Source organism: Bradyrhizobium sp. (assembly GCF_030654605.1).
In the GTDB taxonomy this organism is placed as follows: domain Bacteria; phylum Pseudomonadota; class Alphaproteobacteria; order Rhizobiales; family Xanthobacteraceae; genus Bradyrhizobium.
Window position 1 is genome coordinate 1 of the sequence record NZ_JAURXB010000244.1, and the last position, 14987, is coordinate 14987.

Annotated in this window: 13 protein-coding genes; 6 read left to right on the forward strand and 7 right to left on the reverse strand. The window is 61.2% G+C overall.

Going from position 1 to position 14987, the window contains the following annotated elements:
* The 3 genes from Q7U29_RS21980 to Q7U29_RS21990 form a co-directional block, all read right to left on the reverse strand.
* A partial coding sequence (locus tag Q7U29_RS21980; RefSeq protein ID WP_304744764.1) for a hypothetical protein occupies positions 1-261 on the reverse strand: 261 nt, incomplete at its 3' end.
* Between the two features lie 45 nt (positions 262-306).
* A complete protein-coding gene (locus tag Q7U29_RS21985) occupies positions 307-1944 on the reverse strand; it encodes a carbamoyltransferase C-terminal domain-containing protein (RefSeq protein WP_304744766.1) in 1638 nt (545 codons plus the stop codon).
* A 267-nt stretch (positions 1945-2211) separates the two neighbouring features.
* Entirely contained in the window at positions 2212-3615 is a 1404-nt protein-coding gene (locus Q7U29_RS21990; protein ID WP_304744768.1) for an O-antigen ligase family protein, read from the reverse strand.
* A 236-nt stretch (positions 3616-3851) separates the two neighbouring features.
* On the opposite strand from Q7U29_RS21990, the gene rfbB reads away from it, so the two are divergent.
* The 3 genes from rfbB to Q7U29_RS22005 are packed head-to-tail and all read left to right on the forward strand — an operon-like array spanning position 3852 to position 6946.
* Positions 3852-4964 (forward strand): dTDP-glucose 4,6-dehydratase, encoded by a 1113-nt coding sequence (gene rfbB, locus Q7U29_RS21995; RefSeq protein ID WP_304744770.1) that lies wholly within the window; start codon positions 3852-3854, stop codon positions 4962-4964.
* 6 nt (positions 4965-4970) lie between these two features.
* Positions 4971-6164 (forward strand): glycosyltransferase, encoded by a 1194-nt coding sequence (locus Q7U29_RS22000; protein ID WP_304744772.1) that lies wholly within the window; start codon positions 4971-4973, stop codon positions 6162-6164.
* The gene (locus Q7U29_RS22005; RefSeq protein ID WP_304744774.1) at positions 6161-6946 is read left to right on the forward strand and encodes a class I SAM-dependent methyltransferase; all 786 of its coding nucleotides are present in this window, start codon (positions 6161-6163) and stop codon (positions 6944-6946) included. Before Q7U29_RS22000 ends, Q7U29_RS22005 begins: the two co-directional genes overlap by 4 nt.
* On the opposite strand, the gene Q7U29_RS22010 is transcribed toward Q7U29_RS22005, so the two are convergent.
* Together Q7U29_RS22010 and Q7U29_RS22015 are read right to left on the reverse strand one after the other, a co-directional pair.
* Positions 6947-7648: an NDP-hexose 2,3-dehydratase family protein gene (locus Q7U29_RS22010; RefSeq protein WP_304744776.1), complete on the reverse strand. Its 702-nt coding sequence runs from the start codon at positions 7646-7648 to the stop codon at positions 6947-6949.
* Positions 7648-8748 (reverse strand): DegT/DnrJ/EryC1/StrS aminotransferase family protein, encoded by a 1101-nt coding sequence (locus Q7U29_RS22015; RefSeq protein ID WP_304744777.1) that lies wholly within the window; start codon positions 8746-8748, stop codon positions 7648-7650. The genes Q7U29_RS22010 and Q7U29_RS22015 overlap by 1 nt, the downstream gene beginning before the upstream one ends.
* A gap of 153 nt (positions 8749-8901) precedes the next feature.
* Here Q7U29_RS22015 and Q7U29_RS22020 point away from each other — a divergent pair, with 153 nt between their 5' ends.
* Entirely contained in the window at positions 8902-9768 is an 867-nt protein-coding gene (locus Q7U29_RS22020; protein ID WP_304744779.1) for a class I SAM-dependent methyltransferase, read from the forward strand.
* Here the strand turns inward: Q7U29_RS22020 and Q7U29_RS22025 are convergent.
* Positions 9765-10793 carry a hypothetical protein gene (locus Q7U29_RS22025; protein ID WP_304744781.1) on the reverse strand — a complete coding sequence of 343 codons (1029 nt, stop codon included), beginning with the start codon at positions 10791-10793 and terminating at the stop codon, positions 9765-9767. The two genes, Q7U29_RS22020 and Q7U29_RS22025, sit on opposite strands and share 4 nt — an antisense overlap.
* Before the next feature lie 257 nt (positions 10794-11050).
* On the opposite strand from Q7U29_RS22025, the gene rfbA reads away from it, so the two are divergent.
* Positions 11051-11929: a glucose-1-phosphate thymidylyltransferase RfbA gene (gene rfbA, locus Q7U29_RS22030; protein ID WP_304744783.1), complete on the forward strand. Its 879-nt coding sequence runs from the start codon at positions 11051-11053 to the stop codon at positions 11927-11929.
* Between the two features lie 9 nt (positions 11930-11938).
* Here rfbA and Q7U29_RS22035 read toward each other — a convergent pair whose 3' ends face one another.
* Positions 11939-13456, reverse strand: coding sequence for a hypothetical protein (locus Q7U29_RS22035; protein WP_304744785.1), 1518 nt, complete (start codon positions 13454-13456; stop codon positions 11939-11941).
* Between the two features lie 193 nt (positions 13457-13649).
* On the opposite strand from Q7U29_RS22035, the gene Q7U29_RS22040 reads away from it, so the two are divergent.
* The gene (locus Q7U29_RS22040; protein ID WP_304744787.1) at positions 13650-14843 is read left to right on the forward strand and encodes a CaiB/BaiF CoA-transferase family protein; all 1194 of its coding nucleotides are present in this window, start codon (positions 13650-13652) and stop codon (positions 14841-14843) included.
* The last annotated feature ends 144 nt before the right edge of the window (positions 14844-14987 follow it).

Consider the following 14987-nt stretch of genomic DNA (forward strand, 5'->3'; position numbering starts at 1 on the left):
GGCCACACAAAGCGTCTCGCACAGGCCGTTGCCCAGCAAGGAAAACCCGATGAATCCCGGGCCGCAGCACCATTCGAAGATGCGCTTTTGCCGCGGCATCCCGCGAGCATTGAAGAAGGAAATGAAGTCCTGTCCAAATTCAGTACCGCCGCCGTCAAGCTCTTCCCGATAGCGGATCGCAATGCCGCCGTAGCGGACACGGCGCGAGGGTCGCAGTTTGCGCAAGAGCGGCCTGAGGTAGCCGTGCTCGATCCGCTTCAAAAGCCCTGACATCTGCCGCTCCCTGCGTATTCGCCTGTCGAAATTCTAGGCCGATTTCGTCAACCGGTAGGGGCCCAGGAACAGGACGTCGAGGCCGGAGCAGAAATAGGTGTGCAGCGCCTCCAGCGGCGAATTCACCGTGGGCTGTTCGTTGATGTTGAGACTGGTGTTGATCAGGATCGGAACCGAGCTTGCCTTTCCGAATTCGCCGATCAAGCGGCTGTACATCGGATTGGTTTCCGAATGGACGCTCTGAATGCGAGCCGTCCCGTCGACGTGAACCACGGCCGGAATCATCTGCTTGACCGTATCGTTGACCGGGAACGTGACGACCATGAACGGCGCATCGAACGCATCATCGAAATATTCGCTCTGGCGCTCGTACAGAACCGACGGACAGAATGGACGAAACTCCTCCCGATACTTGATGCCGAGGTTGATACGGTCCTTCATGCCGGCGGAGCGGGGATCGGCCAGGATGGAGCGGTTGCCGAGCGCGCGCGGTCCATACTCCATCCTGCCCTGAAACCATCCCACCGTCTTCTGGTCGACGAGATCGGTCACACAGCGGCTGACCGGATCCTCGAGCACCTCGTACCGCGCTCCGATCTTGTCGAGCGTGTCCCTGATCACGTCATTGGAATATTCGGGGCCCCAATAGGCGTGGGCGAGCGGGGCGATCGTGTAGCCGGCTTCGGCGCATTTCATCATCGCCGCACCGAGCGCGACGCCGGCGTCGTGGGGCACCGGCGGAACGTAAAGCCGGCCGACCGACGGCTCCGCCGCGATCTCCATGTTCATCTTGCAGTTCAGCGCAACTCCGCCGGCGAGACATACATCGGCGCAGCCGGTGGCCTCGATGGCGGAACGAACCACCTGTGTGGTGACGATCTCGAGCTGCTTCTGGCCGCTGGCCGCGATATTGGTGAACCGCTGATCGAGCGCCTCGCCGCGAAGCCGGCGGGGACCCAGGATATCCTCGAGCTTCTCGGTAAAGATCCGTTCCTGTCGCGTGGAAAAATCGCTGGTGTAGATTTCGGCATCGCGCTGGCGCTTGTCCAGCCCTCCGTCGAGTTCGTAGTCGATGCCGTTTGGACGAAGGATCGAGGCGAACCTGTCCAGATATTCCGGGCTTCCATAGGAGGACAGTCCCATGACCTTGTATTCGTCGTTGGTCATCTGGTAGCCGAGATATTGCGTGAGCATCCCGTAATAGAGGCCAAGACTGTTGTGACGGCCGAAACGGGTCAGCACCCGGAAATCGTTGCCCTTCATGTGGGCGACCAGGCCTGAACTGGAATCGCCGGAAAAATCGAAACAGGCAACGGTGGCTTCCGGAAATCCGGATCCGTAGAAGCTGCTTGCCGCATGACAGAGATGGTGATCGTAAAGCTCGATCTTCGGGCTGTGCCCGAACTGATACTTGAAGTATTCGGTCAGGCGCTGGCTGTAATTCGTGTAGGTCTTGAGCGGCGAGCAAATCCAGTCGACATCCCGGATGGTGATACCCGCTTGCCTGAGACAATATCCGATGGCACCGCGCGGCAGTTCGCCGCGCGCATGCTTGGCCAGCGTAAAGCGCTCCTCTTCGGCTGCAGCGACCAGCTCCCCGTCCCGGAGCAAGACCGCAGCACCGTCATGGTGGCCGTGCTTGATCCCGGAGCTAATTCCAATCACATACATTCGTTCGAACCTGCTGGCGGGACCAAGGAGAGGGGGTGTCAGAAAGAGAGAATCGAGGACGGTCGCACGATGTCCCGGACATCGACCGCATCGGCTTGCGTGGCGTTCTATATTAAGAAAAGCTCTCGGAAATCAAGGCGTTTGTGCGCATGCGACCCCGCAACGCGCATTCCGACAACGCGTCTCGATGGCCGGGTCACAACTGGTTCCATACCAATTGCCGATATCTCCGGATGCGGCACGGTCCTGCCACGCGGCATGAGACTCTCACGCCAGCGCCGGCGATACCGCCGACGCAGGCTGGGCGCGGAAGGTCTCCCTCAAACCGACGGCCGCACCCAGGAACGCGAACAGAACCCCGTCCCGGCTGAGACGTCCATGAGCCAAACTTATGAGGACCACATAGGCAAGGCTGCACAGCACGAACCTTGACGCATTGTCATATCTCGCCAGCGGTAGCAGCGAACCCGCGGCTACCGCCACGACAAGAAAAAGCAGCGCCCCGCCCAGCCAGCCAAACTCAACTGCTGCCTGGAGAATGGAGTTGTGAGCCTGGGTCCTCTTGATGCAGGAGGACTCCATGAAGGTATCGAGCCCTGTTCCGAACCACCCCGATCCTGGAATCAGAAAAACAGCGTCCTGTATCAGTACTTTTCTGATCAAGATGGAATTCAGAGGACTCACCTTCAGATAGCAGCTCGGCGCCATCCGCGGTTCGACCGAGTCGGAAGATTCCAGACTGCGGGACGGTTCCAGACTGCCGGACGATTTCAGGCTGCCGGACGATCCTGCCTTGCCAGCCAACCCGTTATTGCCGGACGGCAGCTCAACTACGGTCGGTCGCTCCATCGCAAAAACCAGAGATTGTTTCGCCTTGTCGGACCGGGAAAACATGCCGGCAGCGACGGCAACCAGGATCACGAGCGCAATGGCGACGACGTGTTTGCGCTGTTTGGCTTCGCTCAAAATGGCTGCCATGCACAAGGCGCCGGCGAGAGCAATGAATGTGAAGCGCACCAGCGACGCCGTAAAGACGATCATCGGCAGAAAAATCAGCGCGGATATGAGAAAGGTACGTCGCGTCGTCAGCTCGCCGGTGGTGACCAGCGCTATGACGAAAATGCTCAGGGTTCCCAGAAAATAGGTTCCTGCCGCGTTGAATCCGAAAACGAGCGGTCTCCAGTCTACACTATCCCACTGCCGCAACAGCGCGTTCGTCATCGCAATGGTGCCCAGCAGCGCGATGATGCCGATTACCAGGATGAACGAGGAACGTCCCGCAAGCATATCTGCCCGCGATATCAAGCGGCACGCCGGATAGGCGGCAAGCGAAAGCAGAAGCAACTGGTACTCTTTTGCGTCCGTCGTCCATCCGTTGATCACGGACGACGACGCGATGCAGACCACGAACGCAAGGAACAGATAATCCGCGGGCAGCAAGGCGATGTCGCGCCGGAGGCACAGCAAGCCTACCGCCATCGTGGCAAGCATCAGGACGGCACCGGTAACCGGACTGTTGCCCGGACTTCCTGTCATACCAAAACCCAGAACCAGGACGGAGTTCGGCGCAATCAGAATGGCAAAGGCAACACCGAACATGGCCTGGCGCAGGGCGTCGCGCGACATGCCATTCAGCATCGCGGAAGCAGGCTTGCCTAAGGGTAAAGACATGATACTTGACTCCAACCCCGGTCGACTCGCCCGAGGCCTCTCATTTACCAGACGAGCAACAATGCTCGGCAGAGAATAACGGTGGGTGACGACGGCCGAAGCACGGAATATAACGAGCTTCGCCGCCGACGCTAAACGATACGTTTGACCTCCCGATGCCGTCGATATCAGGGCAGACGGCAGCGACTTACCCCTCCAGGAACCATATTCCGGTGCAGGGCAACCCAGAGGTTCCGATGCAAAGCGTTCTGATCACCGGCGGCGCAGGCTTCATCGGCCAGAACCTGGTCCACGCATGGCGCGCCGGGCAGCCGGCCGATCGGCTGGTCGTGGTCGACGCGATGACTTACGCCGCCAATGTCCGAAGCCTCGAGCCGTTGATCGCCGATCGAAGCATTCTGTTCGTCAAGGGCGACGTCAAGGATGCGGCACTGATGCGGCGGCTGTTCGAGGAACACGAGTTCACGCGCGTCGCCCATCTTGCGGCGGAATCGCATGTCGACCGTTCCATCGCCGATCCCGAAGCGTTCCTGCAAACCAACGTGCTCGGAACCTTCACACTGCTCAGGGCCGCGCTCGACGCCTGGCGTTCGGCCGGAACGCTCGACCGGAGCCGCTTTCTCCATGTATCGACCGACGAGGTCTATGGCTCGCTTCAATTGACAGACCCGGCGTTTTCGGAATCGTCGCCGTACCGCCCCAATTCGCCTTACGCTGCCAGCAAGGCGGCAAGCGACCACCTCGTGCGCGCCTATGTCGAGACCTACCGCCTGCCGGCGCTGATCACCAACTGCTCGAACAATTACGGCTCCTATCAGCATCCGGAAAAGCTGATTCCGCTGATGATCATTCATGCGCTGGAGGGCCAGTCGCTGCCGATCTACGGCGACGGCTCCAACATCCGCGACTGGCTGCACGTATCCGATCATTGCGCGGCGCTGATGGCCGTCATCGAGCGGGGTCGCGTCGGGGAAACCTACAACGTCGGCGGCGGAAACGAGCGCAACAACCGGGACGTCGTCGGCCTGATCTGCGACACGCTCGACCGCGCCTTCGCCGCCGATGCCAATCTGGCATCGCGATTTCCGGCATGTCCCGCGGCATCGGGGAGTTCCTGCCGCGCGCTGATCAGCTTTGTGACCGACCGGCCCGGCCACGACCATCGCTATGCCATCGACGCCACGAAACTGGTTGACGAGCTCGGCCTCCGATGCAGCGTCGATTTCGAGGCTGGCCTCGGTCAGACCGTCCAGTGGTATCTCGACCATGAAGACTGGTGGCGCGAGGTGACCAGCGGCGCCTACAAGGACTGGATCGACAAGAATTACGGCTTCAGGATCGCGGTCTAGACGGTCATGCGCATCCTCGTCCTCAACGCGGACTATCCGCGCTTTCTGGCTTGGCTCTATCGCCGCCAGCCCGGACTCGAAAACGCCTCCTATGACGCGCAGATGGCCGCGCGGAATGCCAGCCTGTTCGGCGTCGCCGATTTCTATTCCAGGAATTTTGCGGCGTCAGGGCACCCTGCGGCGGAGATCCACGTCAACAATCCGTGGCTGCAGTCGGCCTGGGCGCGCGAGCACGGCATGAAAGTTCAACCGGCGCAGCCGCCGGGTGCAGCCGTGTCGCGAGCGCTACCCGGATGGCTGCAGCGCACCGTCACGCCCTTCAAGCCGCTGCTGCGGCCGCTGGCCCGAAAGGTCGGGTTGAGCCCGAGGCTGGACAGCGAGGCCGAGAATATTCTGCTCGCCCAGATCGAGGAGTTCCGGCCGGACCTGATCATCAACCAGGACACTTTCCATGTGAACGCCGGCCTGGTGCGGCGCATCAAGGGTATCGGCCGCCCGATCCTGATCGGCCAGATCGGCATCGCGCCATCCCGCGGCGAGGACTGGCCGGCCTACGATCTGATGATGTCGCAGATGGCCGCCAACGTGAACTACTTTCGAAGTCTTGGGGTTCGCGCCGAAGTCAATCACCTCGCGTTCGAACCCGCCATCCTCGACGCTTTGCCGGCGGCGCCCGCGGCGGATATCGATGTCTCGTTCGTCGGCACCGTGTCGGCCGATCACCGGCTGCGCATCGCATTGCTGGAGGCCGTCGCGGGACGGTACGATCTCAAATTGTTTGGCAGCCGCCCGCAGGCACTTCCGGACGCCTCGCCGCTGCACCGCTGCTTTCAGGGCGAAGTCTGGGGCGCCGACATGTACCAGGTCCTGCGGCGCTCCCGCGTCACCCTCAACTCGCATATCGACTTTACCGGCCGGGAAGCCGGCAACATGCGGCTGTTCGAGGCGACCGGCGCCGGCACTTTTCTGTTGACCGACTTCAAGGACAATCTCCATACGCTATTTGAGCCGGATCGCGATGTCGCAGTGTGGCATGGAGTCGACGACTGCCTTGCCGGCATCGACCGCGCGCTACGCGACGAGCAGAGCCGCGCCGATATCGCGCGCGCAGGCCAGGCCCGGACGATGGCGCAGCACACCTACCGTGATCGCACCCGCGAGATCCTCGGATTCGCCGAGCAGGCACAGGCGCGGCGATGAAGCTTCCCCCCATCATCAGAAAGTTTGGCGGCCGTATCATCAAGGCGACGCCGATCCTGCGGCGTCAAATCCTGTTCTCGACCGACTATCGGCTGCTGGCGGACGTGGAAGAAGCGAGAAGCGCCGCGGCATCGTCGGGCGGATGGCTGGCAGCCCGCACGGTCGCCCGGCAGGAGCGCGCCTATGACAGCCTGATCGCCGCGATGAAGCGCGGCGATCCGCGGCGCGATTTCAAGGTCGCTGCGGAAGCGATTGCAGCGACCGGCATCCCGCATCCGCGGCTGCTCGATGTCGGATGCGGCAGCGGCTATTATTCCGAGGTGTTCGCCACACTGCTCCCCGACGGCGTCGATTACACCGGCGTCGACTATTCGGCTGCCATGATCGAACGCGCCCGCGCCCGCTACCCCTCGACATCGTTCGAAGTTGCCGATGCAACCAGGCTGCCCTACCCCGACGGAACGTTCGACATCGTCTTCAATGGTGTATCCCTGATGCACATCATCGACTATCAGGCAGCCATCCGCGAAGCTGCGCGCGTCGCGGCGCGCTACTGCGTTTTCCATAGCGTGCCGGTGTTCGACGATTACCGGACGACCTATTTGAGTAAATACGCGTACGGCGCACCCGTCGTCGAGGTCGTCTTCGGCAGGCAGGACCTGATGTCGCTTTGCCAGGCCGCGGGGTTGCGCCTCGAGGCGGAATGGCCTGGTATTGCCTATGACGTATCCGCCGTCACCGGGCATCGCTCAGGCACCGTGACCTACCTGTTCGCTCTCTGATCAAAGCGGGGCAATCACGGTCCGCACATATGGCCCGATGACGTTGTCGAGCAATGTCATCGCCTTGATCTGGGACAGGCTGGCCCATCGATGGCTCGACTCGTTGATCTCCAGCCGGCCGGTATCCTCGACAAACAAAATCATGTTTTCGTTGGATTTCTGCCAGAACCGGCTTCCCTCCTCGTTGTGTTTCGACTTGTAGATCACGCGGACATTATCGGAGGCATCGAGACACTCCGCGAACGGCGCGCGCCTGGCTCCCTTCAGGCCGCGGATGTTTTCCCAGGTGCTCTGGATCGTCGGGCAAAACTGCAGGTAGCCGATGTTGCCCGGATCGGCCTTGGCCTGAAGCAGGAACTCGACGCCCCTGGCCGGCGTCTCGCGGCAAAGCAAGGCCAGAACGCCGCCTTCGGACTGCGTGAAGATGGGCTGATCCCAGCCGGATATCTCTCGCAAGCCCGGCGCGCTTGTTACCCTGACGCCCTCGATACGAAAGAACTGACCTGTGGTGCTGGCGATGTTGCCATTGTCGGCCTGCTGCCAGTTGGCGACATCCCGAAGCGGGATCAGATGGGCCGAAAACGGCACATCCCTGCGCCGCGCCTCGAGCCATTCCAGCAATTCCGAGGGATCCCGGGGCTCGACAACCAATGAGGCCTGCAAGCGCTCGCGCAGCCAGCCGATATGTTCCTGACCAGCCATCAGATCGCCGCCCTCACAACCGCAACGACCTCGTCAACTTCCTCGTCCTTCAGATGCGGATAGATCGGCAGCGAAAAGATCCGTTGCGCCTTTTGCTCCGCGACCTGGAATTGTCCCGCCCGGTAACCCAGATCCTCGTAGCCCCGCATCAGATGGATCGGCCATCGGTACTGCACGCCGCATTTGAGGCCGCGCGCGGCGATGCGCTGCAAGGCGGCATCGCGATCGCCTGACGTTTCCACCACGAACAGATGATAGACGTGCCGGCCATAGCTGTTTTCCGCCGGCAGCCGCAACCCGCTGCCTTCGAATCCCCGCCGGTACCGGTCGGCGATGTCGCGGCGGCGGTTAATCCAGCCGTCAATTCTGGGAAGCTTCAGCGCGAGAATCGCAGCGTGAACTTCGTCGAGCCGTGAATTGTAGCCGTGCCTCTCGGCGTAATAGCTCTCCTCCATGCCGTAGAAGCGCAGTGAGCGGGCGAGACGGACGACGGCTTCATCGTCGCTCAACACCATGCCGCCGTCGCCATAGCCGCCGAGCAGCTTGGTCGGATAGAAGGAAAACGTCGATGCGGTTCCGATGCTTCCGCATCTGCGGTTCTTGTAAAGGGCCCCCTGCGACTGGGCGCAATCCTCGATCACCTTCAGCCCGTGCCGCTTTGCGATTGCCATCAGCGGATCGAGATCGACACATTGACCGTACAGGTGGACCGGGACGATCGCTTTGGTACGCGGCGTGATCGCGGCCTCGATCTGGCCGACGTCCATCAGGAAATCCTCATCCCTGATATCGACGAAGACCGGGCGGGCACCGAGAACCTGAATGGCGGAGACGGTCGGCACCGCGGTGTTCGGCACCGTAATGACCTCGTCGCCCGCGCCAACCCCTGCCGCGGCCAGCGCGATATAGATCGCGTCGGTGCCGCTGTTGACCCCGACGCCGCCGCTCACCCCGACATAGGCCGCCATCGCGCTTTCGAAGGCGACACCTTCCGGCCCGAGAATGAGCTGGCCGGATTTGAAAACCCGGTCGACCGCGGCGAGAACCTCGTCGCGCAACTCATCATACTCGCGTCGATAGTCCCAAAATGGAGGTAACATCAGTCACCGGTTTCTGTACGGAACTTGACTTTGCGGAGGTATAGATCAAGAAGCAATAGAACTAACAAGCCCCCTCGGCAGTGTCGATATCGAGAATCGAACTTACGACACTGGCCATGGGAAGGCCATTGAATCACAGCCGCGGGAATTTTCATGACTGTTCGCGATACCCTTCGTGACGTAAAGAGGCGGCTGACGAGTCATCGGATGTTTCCGATCCTGAACTTCCCCAACCGGGCGATTTCCACGTGGTCGAACTATATTTGGCCGACGGTTCGCGCCTGGATTACTTGGCTTTTCAAGTCCCGCGAAGAAAGCAATTTTACTTACGCCCTGACGGAGCGCTGTCGGATAAACTTCATTGCGGGTTTATCGAACATCCTGAACCAGAGTCCGGATGTAATCCGGGAATATCTGAACGAAATTCAGGATGACGCGGACTTCAAGAGACACATAACCGGCCTGCTGCCGACACATCCGGATCGGTATCGCACCGACCTGGAACCGCACGTCGGCCGAAGGATGGTATGGTATGCGGTCGTGCGCGCCACCAAACCCGAGGTCGTGGTGGAAACCGGCGTCGATCAAGGCATGGGCGCAGTCGTGCTATGTGCAGCGCTGAAGCGCAACGCTTCCGAAGGCCATCCAGGAAGATACTTCGGAACGGACATCAACCCGCTCGCCGGCTATTTTCTCAAGGGCGCGTACGCGGAGTTCGGCAAGGTTCTGTACGGCGATTCTCTCAAGTCTCTTGAAACGCTGGACAAGATCGACCTGTTTATCAATGACAGCGACCATAGTGCCAGCTATGAACAAGCCGAATACGAACTGGTCAAGAACAAACTCACTCCCCGCGCGATCGTGCTGGGCGATAATTCCCATGTCACGTCTGAACTTGCGGAATTCTCCATGCGCCATGGCCGCCGGTTCAGCTTCCTTCCCGAGGAACCGGCAAATCATTGGTATAAGGGCGCTGGAATTGGCATCTCCACTGGGGATGTTTGCAATCTCGGCGTTTAATGCGCCTTGCCGCGAAAGACAAAGAACGCCCGCCCGGTCAAGACATCCAGCAACTGAAATGCGCGGTTACGCAGATTCCGTAGCTGGCTCTTGAAATATTGCGAGATATTGACGGTTGTCGACCGGCGATGAGGCGCCGTGAGGGAAACCTGCAGGACCGGATCAATCGCCCGTTCGATGGCCAGCAGTTCATCGACATAGGGTTTATATATGCAGTCTCGCATGGCGCCGGAAAACGGCGCGCGATACTGATGGTGGCTGTTGAAAATAAACCAGCCCAGCCCCTTCTTCACGCCCTGGAAGTGAAAAAATATCAGCGGATTCGTTGCGTCAATCATCACGCTGCTGTCGCGAAAATCAATCTGGTAGTTGCCGACATTCCAGGGCGCGAGATTGGCTCCGACATTCTCGATCACCTTGACCCGGGAAGACAGGCTCGGGAACGCGTCGAGATAACCCTGGTCGGCAAAGCGACCGCCATCGACGTAGTCATGACACCACTCAATGCATTTCTCCCGCCACCACGTGATGACCGCGACGCCGTCGGGATCGTTGCGGGCTCCCACCCAACCGACATTGTAAGTTCCGAACTTTCGCAACCGTGCGATCCTCGCCGGATAGCGATGCGGGATGATGGCGACCGAGGCGTCCTGCAGCTCCCGATAGATGGCTTCCGGCGACTCAAAGAAGAAAAGATCCCCGTCGAGATAGGTCACCCATTCGGCATCGGCCTCTTTCGAAAGGACGAAGCGCATCCATGCCGGCGTGCAGGTAAAGTAATATTCGATGGTGCTGCGCGTCGATCGGGTTGCCGCGACCTCGGGGTCTTCGGCTTCAAACTCGGCCAGCGATCGAAATACCAGGTTCGGCAGGCCGAGCGTCGCCAGGGTCCGGTAACACTCCTCATTCAGGCAAAGCACCCAAAGCCGTGCCTCAGGCGCGTGTCGCTGCAGCGAATGATAGAGAGCAACCCCGCGCGCCAGATAATTGTGATCGAAGTACGTGCAGTAGACCCGGTTTGCCATGATGCTCGTTGTCGGTCAGGCCGCGAAGTAAACTGGCGGATCACCGCTGCGAAGCGCTACGGCACGCCATTCCTACCGCACTGATCGGACAGGCGCAACGTGGCCGCCGCCACCGTAAACCCCTGATAATCTTCCACTATGATGAACCGCCGACGGCCGAAACCACGCCGGCGTGGAAAGCATTTTGTATGCGTAAGACCGCATGCTAACGAGACCGCTCTGAGTTCATTCCATCCCAAATGCGAAGAGTCTGGCATATGAGCCGCAAGGGAATAATTCTGGCGGGAGGCCGGGGAACGCGGCTCTATCCGCTGACCCTGGCAACGTCGAAGCAGTTGCTGCCGATCTACGACAAGCCGCTGATCTATTATTCGCTGACCACGCTGATGCTCGCGGGCATTCGCGAGCTCTTGATCATCACGACACCGGAAGAGGCTTCGCAATTCAAGCGCCTGCTCGGCGACGGGAAGCAATGGGGGATCGAGCTGGCCTATGCGATCCAGGATCATCCCGGCGGAATTGCGGAAGCCTTCCTGATCGGCAGAGAGTTTCTCGCCGGCAACCCGTCGGCGCTGATCCTCGGCGACAATATCTTCTATGGCGACAATTTGCGAGCGATGTTGCGCAACTCCGCGGAGCAGACCCGCGGCGCAACGGTGTTTGCCTGCTGGGTCGACGATCCCGAACGCTACGGGGTTATCGAGTTCGACAGCGCGCATCGCCCGCTGCGGATTGTCGAAAAGCCGAAAGCGCCGAAATCGAACTACGCCGTCACCGGCCTGTATTTCTATGACGAGCGCGTGGTCGACGTCGTCCGCGAGATGAAGCCGTCGGCGCGAGGCGAGCTCGAGATCACCGATCTCAATCAATGGTACCTCGAGCGCGGCGAACTTCATGTCGAACGGTTTGGCCGTGGCTACGCATGGCTAGACGCCGGCACCCATGAATCGCTGCTCGAAGCTTCGCAATTCATCCACATCGTCGAGAAGCGCCAGGGCCTGAAGATCGCCTGCCCGGAGGAAGTCGCGTTCATGCAGGGCTTCATCGACGCCGCGCAGTTGCTGCGGCTTGCCGAGCCGATGAAGGGCACCGCCTACGGGCAGTACCTCATTCGTCAGGCAGGCCTGTCATCCTAGCGACCCGGGCTAACGCGGGATTGCCGCAATCAGTCTGTTGCGCAAGCTGGCCTGCGCCAGCGGGCTCGCGACCAGGGCGACGACGATCAGCCAAATCATGCACTCGCTCGCCAAACTAACCGGTCCCGTTCCCGGCACCCACGACCGGACGATCATGCCCAACGCCCACCCGCCTGACGTCACGAGAATCATGATCGCAGCCAGAAAACCGACGTGCTGAAACGGCCGCTGCAGCGTTTGCCTGATGATGATGATTCCAAGCAGCCCGAATTGAATGAGAAGGTCGCTCGCGACGACCGCAATCGCGGCGCCCAGCGGACCCATCGGCTGGATCAGCAGAGCCGACAGCAACAGAAAGACGGCGAGCTGGAGCCCCTTCGTCCGCGCCAGAAGGTCGCCGCGATTGCTGTAGTTGGCGTAGACCAGCGCCAGGATCGACGGCGCAATGACGCTGGTGCCGATCAGCAATGTGGTCGCGAGCAACGGATCATAGGGAATGGCACCGTGGGTCCAGAGTACGAAGAAATCCGGCCAGAACGGCAATAATCCGGACACCACGATGCTCGCCTGCAGGGTCACGAACACCGATCCTCGCGCATAGAGGCTCCGCAGCCGGTCCTTCAGGCCGACGGCATAATCGTGGCCAAGCTCGGCGGCGAGCGGCAGCGTGGTCGCAATGCAGAGCGCCCGCAGCAGCCCGGCAACCACCCGGGTCAGACCCCATTGCGCCACGGCGACGCGATCCGACACCAGTGCGCTGACCATCAGAACCGGCAGGTTCAGCAATGCCAGTTCCGTCGCGCCGGCCACGGCGAACGGAACGGCCTTGCGAAACTGGCCGGCGATCCAGCGCCACGAGGATTTCGCCGAGGCCCCGCGCAAGAACGGAAACATGCGGGGCGCATCGAACATCAGCAGATAGATCGCGACGAACACTTGCGGCGCTGCAAACGCAATGGCAACGGCCAGCAGACTCCCGGTGGCGGCGATCGCAACCAGTTGGCCGATTTGCCCGGCCAGCAACGCCCAGTTCTGGAGTTGTCCCGCGCGACCGTACAATCCGCGCGCACGATACAGCCCCGACACCAGACCGGACGGCAGCGTCAGCAACATCCCCCCCGCCATCACGACGAAGGCCGCGTCAAAATTGGGGACGGCCTTAAATCCCAGCACCGCGGAAGGCGAAAGCAACTGTGTGCAGACCACCAGCAGAACGACGAGAAACCCGGTAAGCCCAATATAGATCCGAAGCATCGCCGCGTAGAAGCGTGCCGTCCGGCCGTCGCAATCGACGCTCGACTTGAGCCCGAGAAATCGGTTGATGGTGCGAAACTGGAGACCGCTGTCGGCGATCAGAACCAGATTGCCGACCGCGTAGATGACGAGCCAGGCGGCGAGGACCTCGCTCGTCCAAAAATGCAGGAACACCGGAACAAGGGCGACCTGCTGGGTCACTGCCAAAATCATCTGGAACAGATTGGCGGACCACCCCGCGAACAGGCGCCGCGCCCGGGTCAAGACGGTCATTGGCGCCCCCTCGGCGGAGCGCCCCTTGGCAGAGTATCGATCAATGCCGAAATCCCTCGCGATCACAAGCGGCTAACAGCCAATCAGAGGATTGTCGATAGTGGGACGGTCACCTATACCACGCTAGCTGCAAGACTGGACCGCTTGCTCCCTCAGGCACGTCCAGACTTCTCTTGTCATCGGAGACCTCTGAATGCCCTCTCCCCGCGCCTCGCAGGCCCTGTCCCGCTTCACCGTACTCGATCTCACCCGCGTTCGCTCCGGGCCGACCTGCGTCCGGCAGCTGGCGGACTGGGGCGCCAATGTCATCAAAATCGATGCACTGCTGGAGGACGCTGCCGGCGAGCAGCCGGGCGGGCCGCGCGGCGGTTCCGACTTCCAGAACCTGCACCGCAACAAGCGGGCCATGACCCTCAACCTGAAGGACGCCAGGGGCCTCGAGGTGTTCAAGCGTCTGGCGGCAAAGGCCGATGTGATCGTCGAAAACTTCCGCCCAGACGTGAAGACAAAACTCGGTATCGATTACGACAGCCTGCGCAAGATCAATCCGCGCCTCGTCTATGGCAGCATCTCCGGATTCGGCCAGGACGGTCCCTATCACAAGCGCCCCGGCTTCGATCAGATCGCGCAGGGCATGGGCGGGCTGATGTCGATCACCGGCGCGCCGGGCGAAGGCCCGATGCGGGTCGGCATTCCCGTGGCGGACCTCACCGCCGGACTGTTCTGCGCCACCGGCATCCTGACCGCGCTGTTGGAGCGCGAGGTGTCCGGCGAGGGCCAGTGGGTGCAGACCTCACTGCTGCAGGCGCAGATCTTCATGCTGGATTTCCAGGCCGCGCGCTGGCTGATGGAAAAGGAGGTCGCCAAGCAGGCCGGCAACAACCATCCGACCAGCATTCCCACCGGGGTGTTCAAAACCTCCGACGGCTACATCAATATCGCCACCACCGGCGGGCGGATCTGGGAGCGTTGCGCGCAGGCGATCGGCGCGCCCGAGCTTCTCAGCAATCCGGACTACGCCACCGCGCCGGCGCGCTCGAAGAACCGCGACGCGCTGAATGCGGTGATCGGAAAACTCACCGAAAAGAAATCCACCGACACCTGGGTCAGCGAGCTGAACGCCGCCGGCGTGCCCTGCGGCCCGATCTATTCGATCGACCAGATGTTCGAGGATGACCAGGTCAAGCATCTCGGCATCGCCCAGGACGTGCCCAATGCCGAGAACCGCCAGATCCGTCTGGTCGGCCAGCCGGTCACGCTGTCGCGCACGCCGAGCCGGATGGCGGCGCGGCCGCCGGAATTCGGCGAACAGACCGAGGAAGTGCTGGCCGAATTCGGCTTTGGCGCGGGAGAGATCGAGGAACTCCGGCAAGCCAAGGTGGTTTGAGGCCTACGCCTTCGCCGGCCGCACCAAGCGCCCGACGGTGCCGAACGCCTTGTCGATGACAGGCCAGAACAGCAGCACGATCGCCAGCGTGGTGATCGAGCCGACCAGGCCGTTCGACCAGAACACCTTCATGTCGCCGCCGGC

Coding starts and splice junctions, on each gene's coding strand:
- Q7U29_RS21985 (WP_304744766.1), bottom strand. CDS start 1,944: ATGTATGTGATTGGAATTAGCTCCGGGATCAAGCACGGCCACCATGAC.
- Q7U29_RS21990 (WP_304744768.1), bottom strand. CDS start 3,615: ATGTCTTTACCCTTAGGCAAGCCTGCTTCCGCGATGCTGAATGGCATG.
- rfbB (WP_304744770.1), top strand. CDS start 3,852: ATGCAAAGCGTTCTGATCACCGGCGGCGCAGGCTTCATCGGCCAGAAC.
- Q7U29_RS22000 (WP_304744772.1), top strand. CDS start 4,971: ATGCGCATCCTCGTCCTCAACGCGGACTATCCGCGCTTTCTGGCTTGG.
- Q7U29_RS22005 (WP_304744774.1), top strand. CDS start 6,161: ATGAAGCTTCCCCCCATCATCAGAAAGTTTGGCGGCCGTATCATCAAG.
- Q7U29_RS22010 (WP_304744776.1), bottom strand. CDS start 7,648: ATGGCTGGTCAGGAACATATCGGCTGGCTGCGCGAGCGCTTGCAGGCC.
- Q7U29_RS22015 (WP_304744777.1), bottom strand. CDS start 8,748: ATGTTACCTCCATTTTGGGACTATCGACGCGAGTATGATGAGTTGCGC.
- Q7U29_RS22020 (WP_304744779.1), top strand. CDS start 8,902: ATGACTGTTCGCGATACCCTTCGTGACGTAAAGAGGCGGCTGACGAGT.
- Q7U29_RS22025 (WP_304744781.1), bottom strand. CDS start 10,793: ATGGCAAACCGGGTCTACTGCACGTACTTCGATCACAATTATCTGGCG.
- rfbA (WP_304744783.1), top strand. CDS start 11,051: ATGAGCCGCAAGGGAATAATTCTGGCGGGAGGCCGGGGAACGCGGCTC.
- Q7U29_RS22035 (WP_304744785.1), bottom strand. CDS start 13,456: ATGACCGTCTTGACCCGGGCGCGGCGCCTGTTCGCGGGGTGGTCCGCC.
- Q7U29_RS22040 (WP_304744787.1), top strand. CDS start 13,650: ATGCCCTCTCCCCGCGCCTCGCAGGCCCTGTCCCGCTTCACCGTACTC.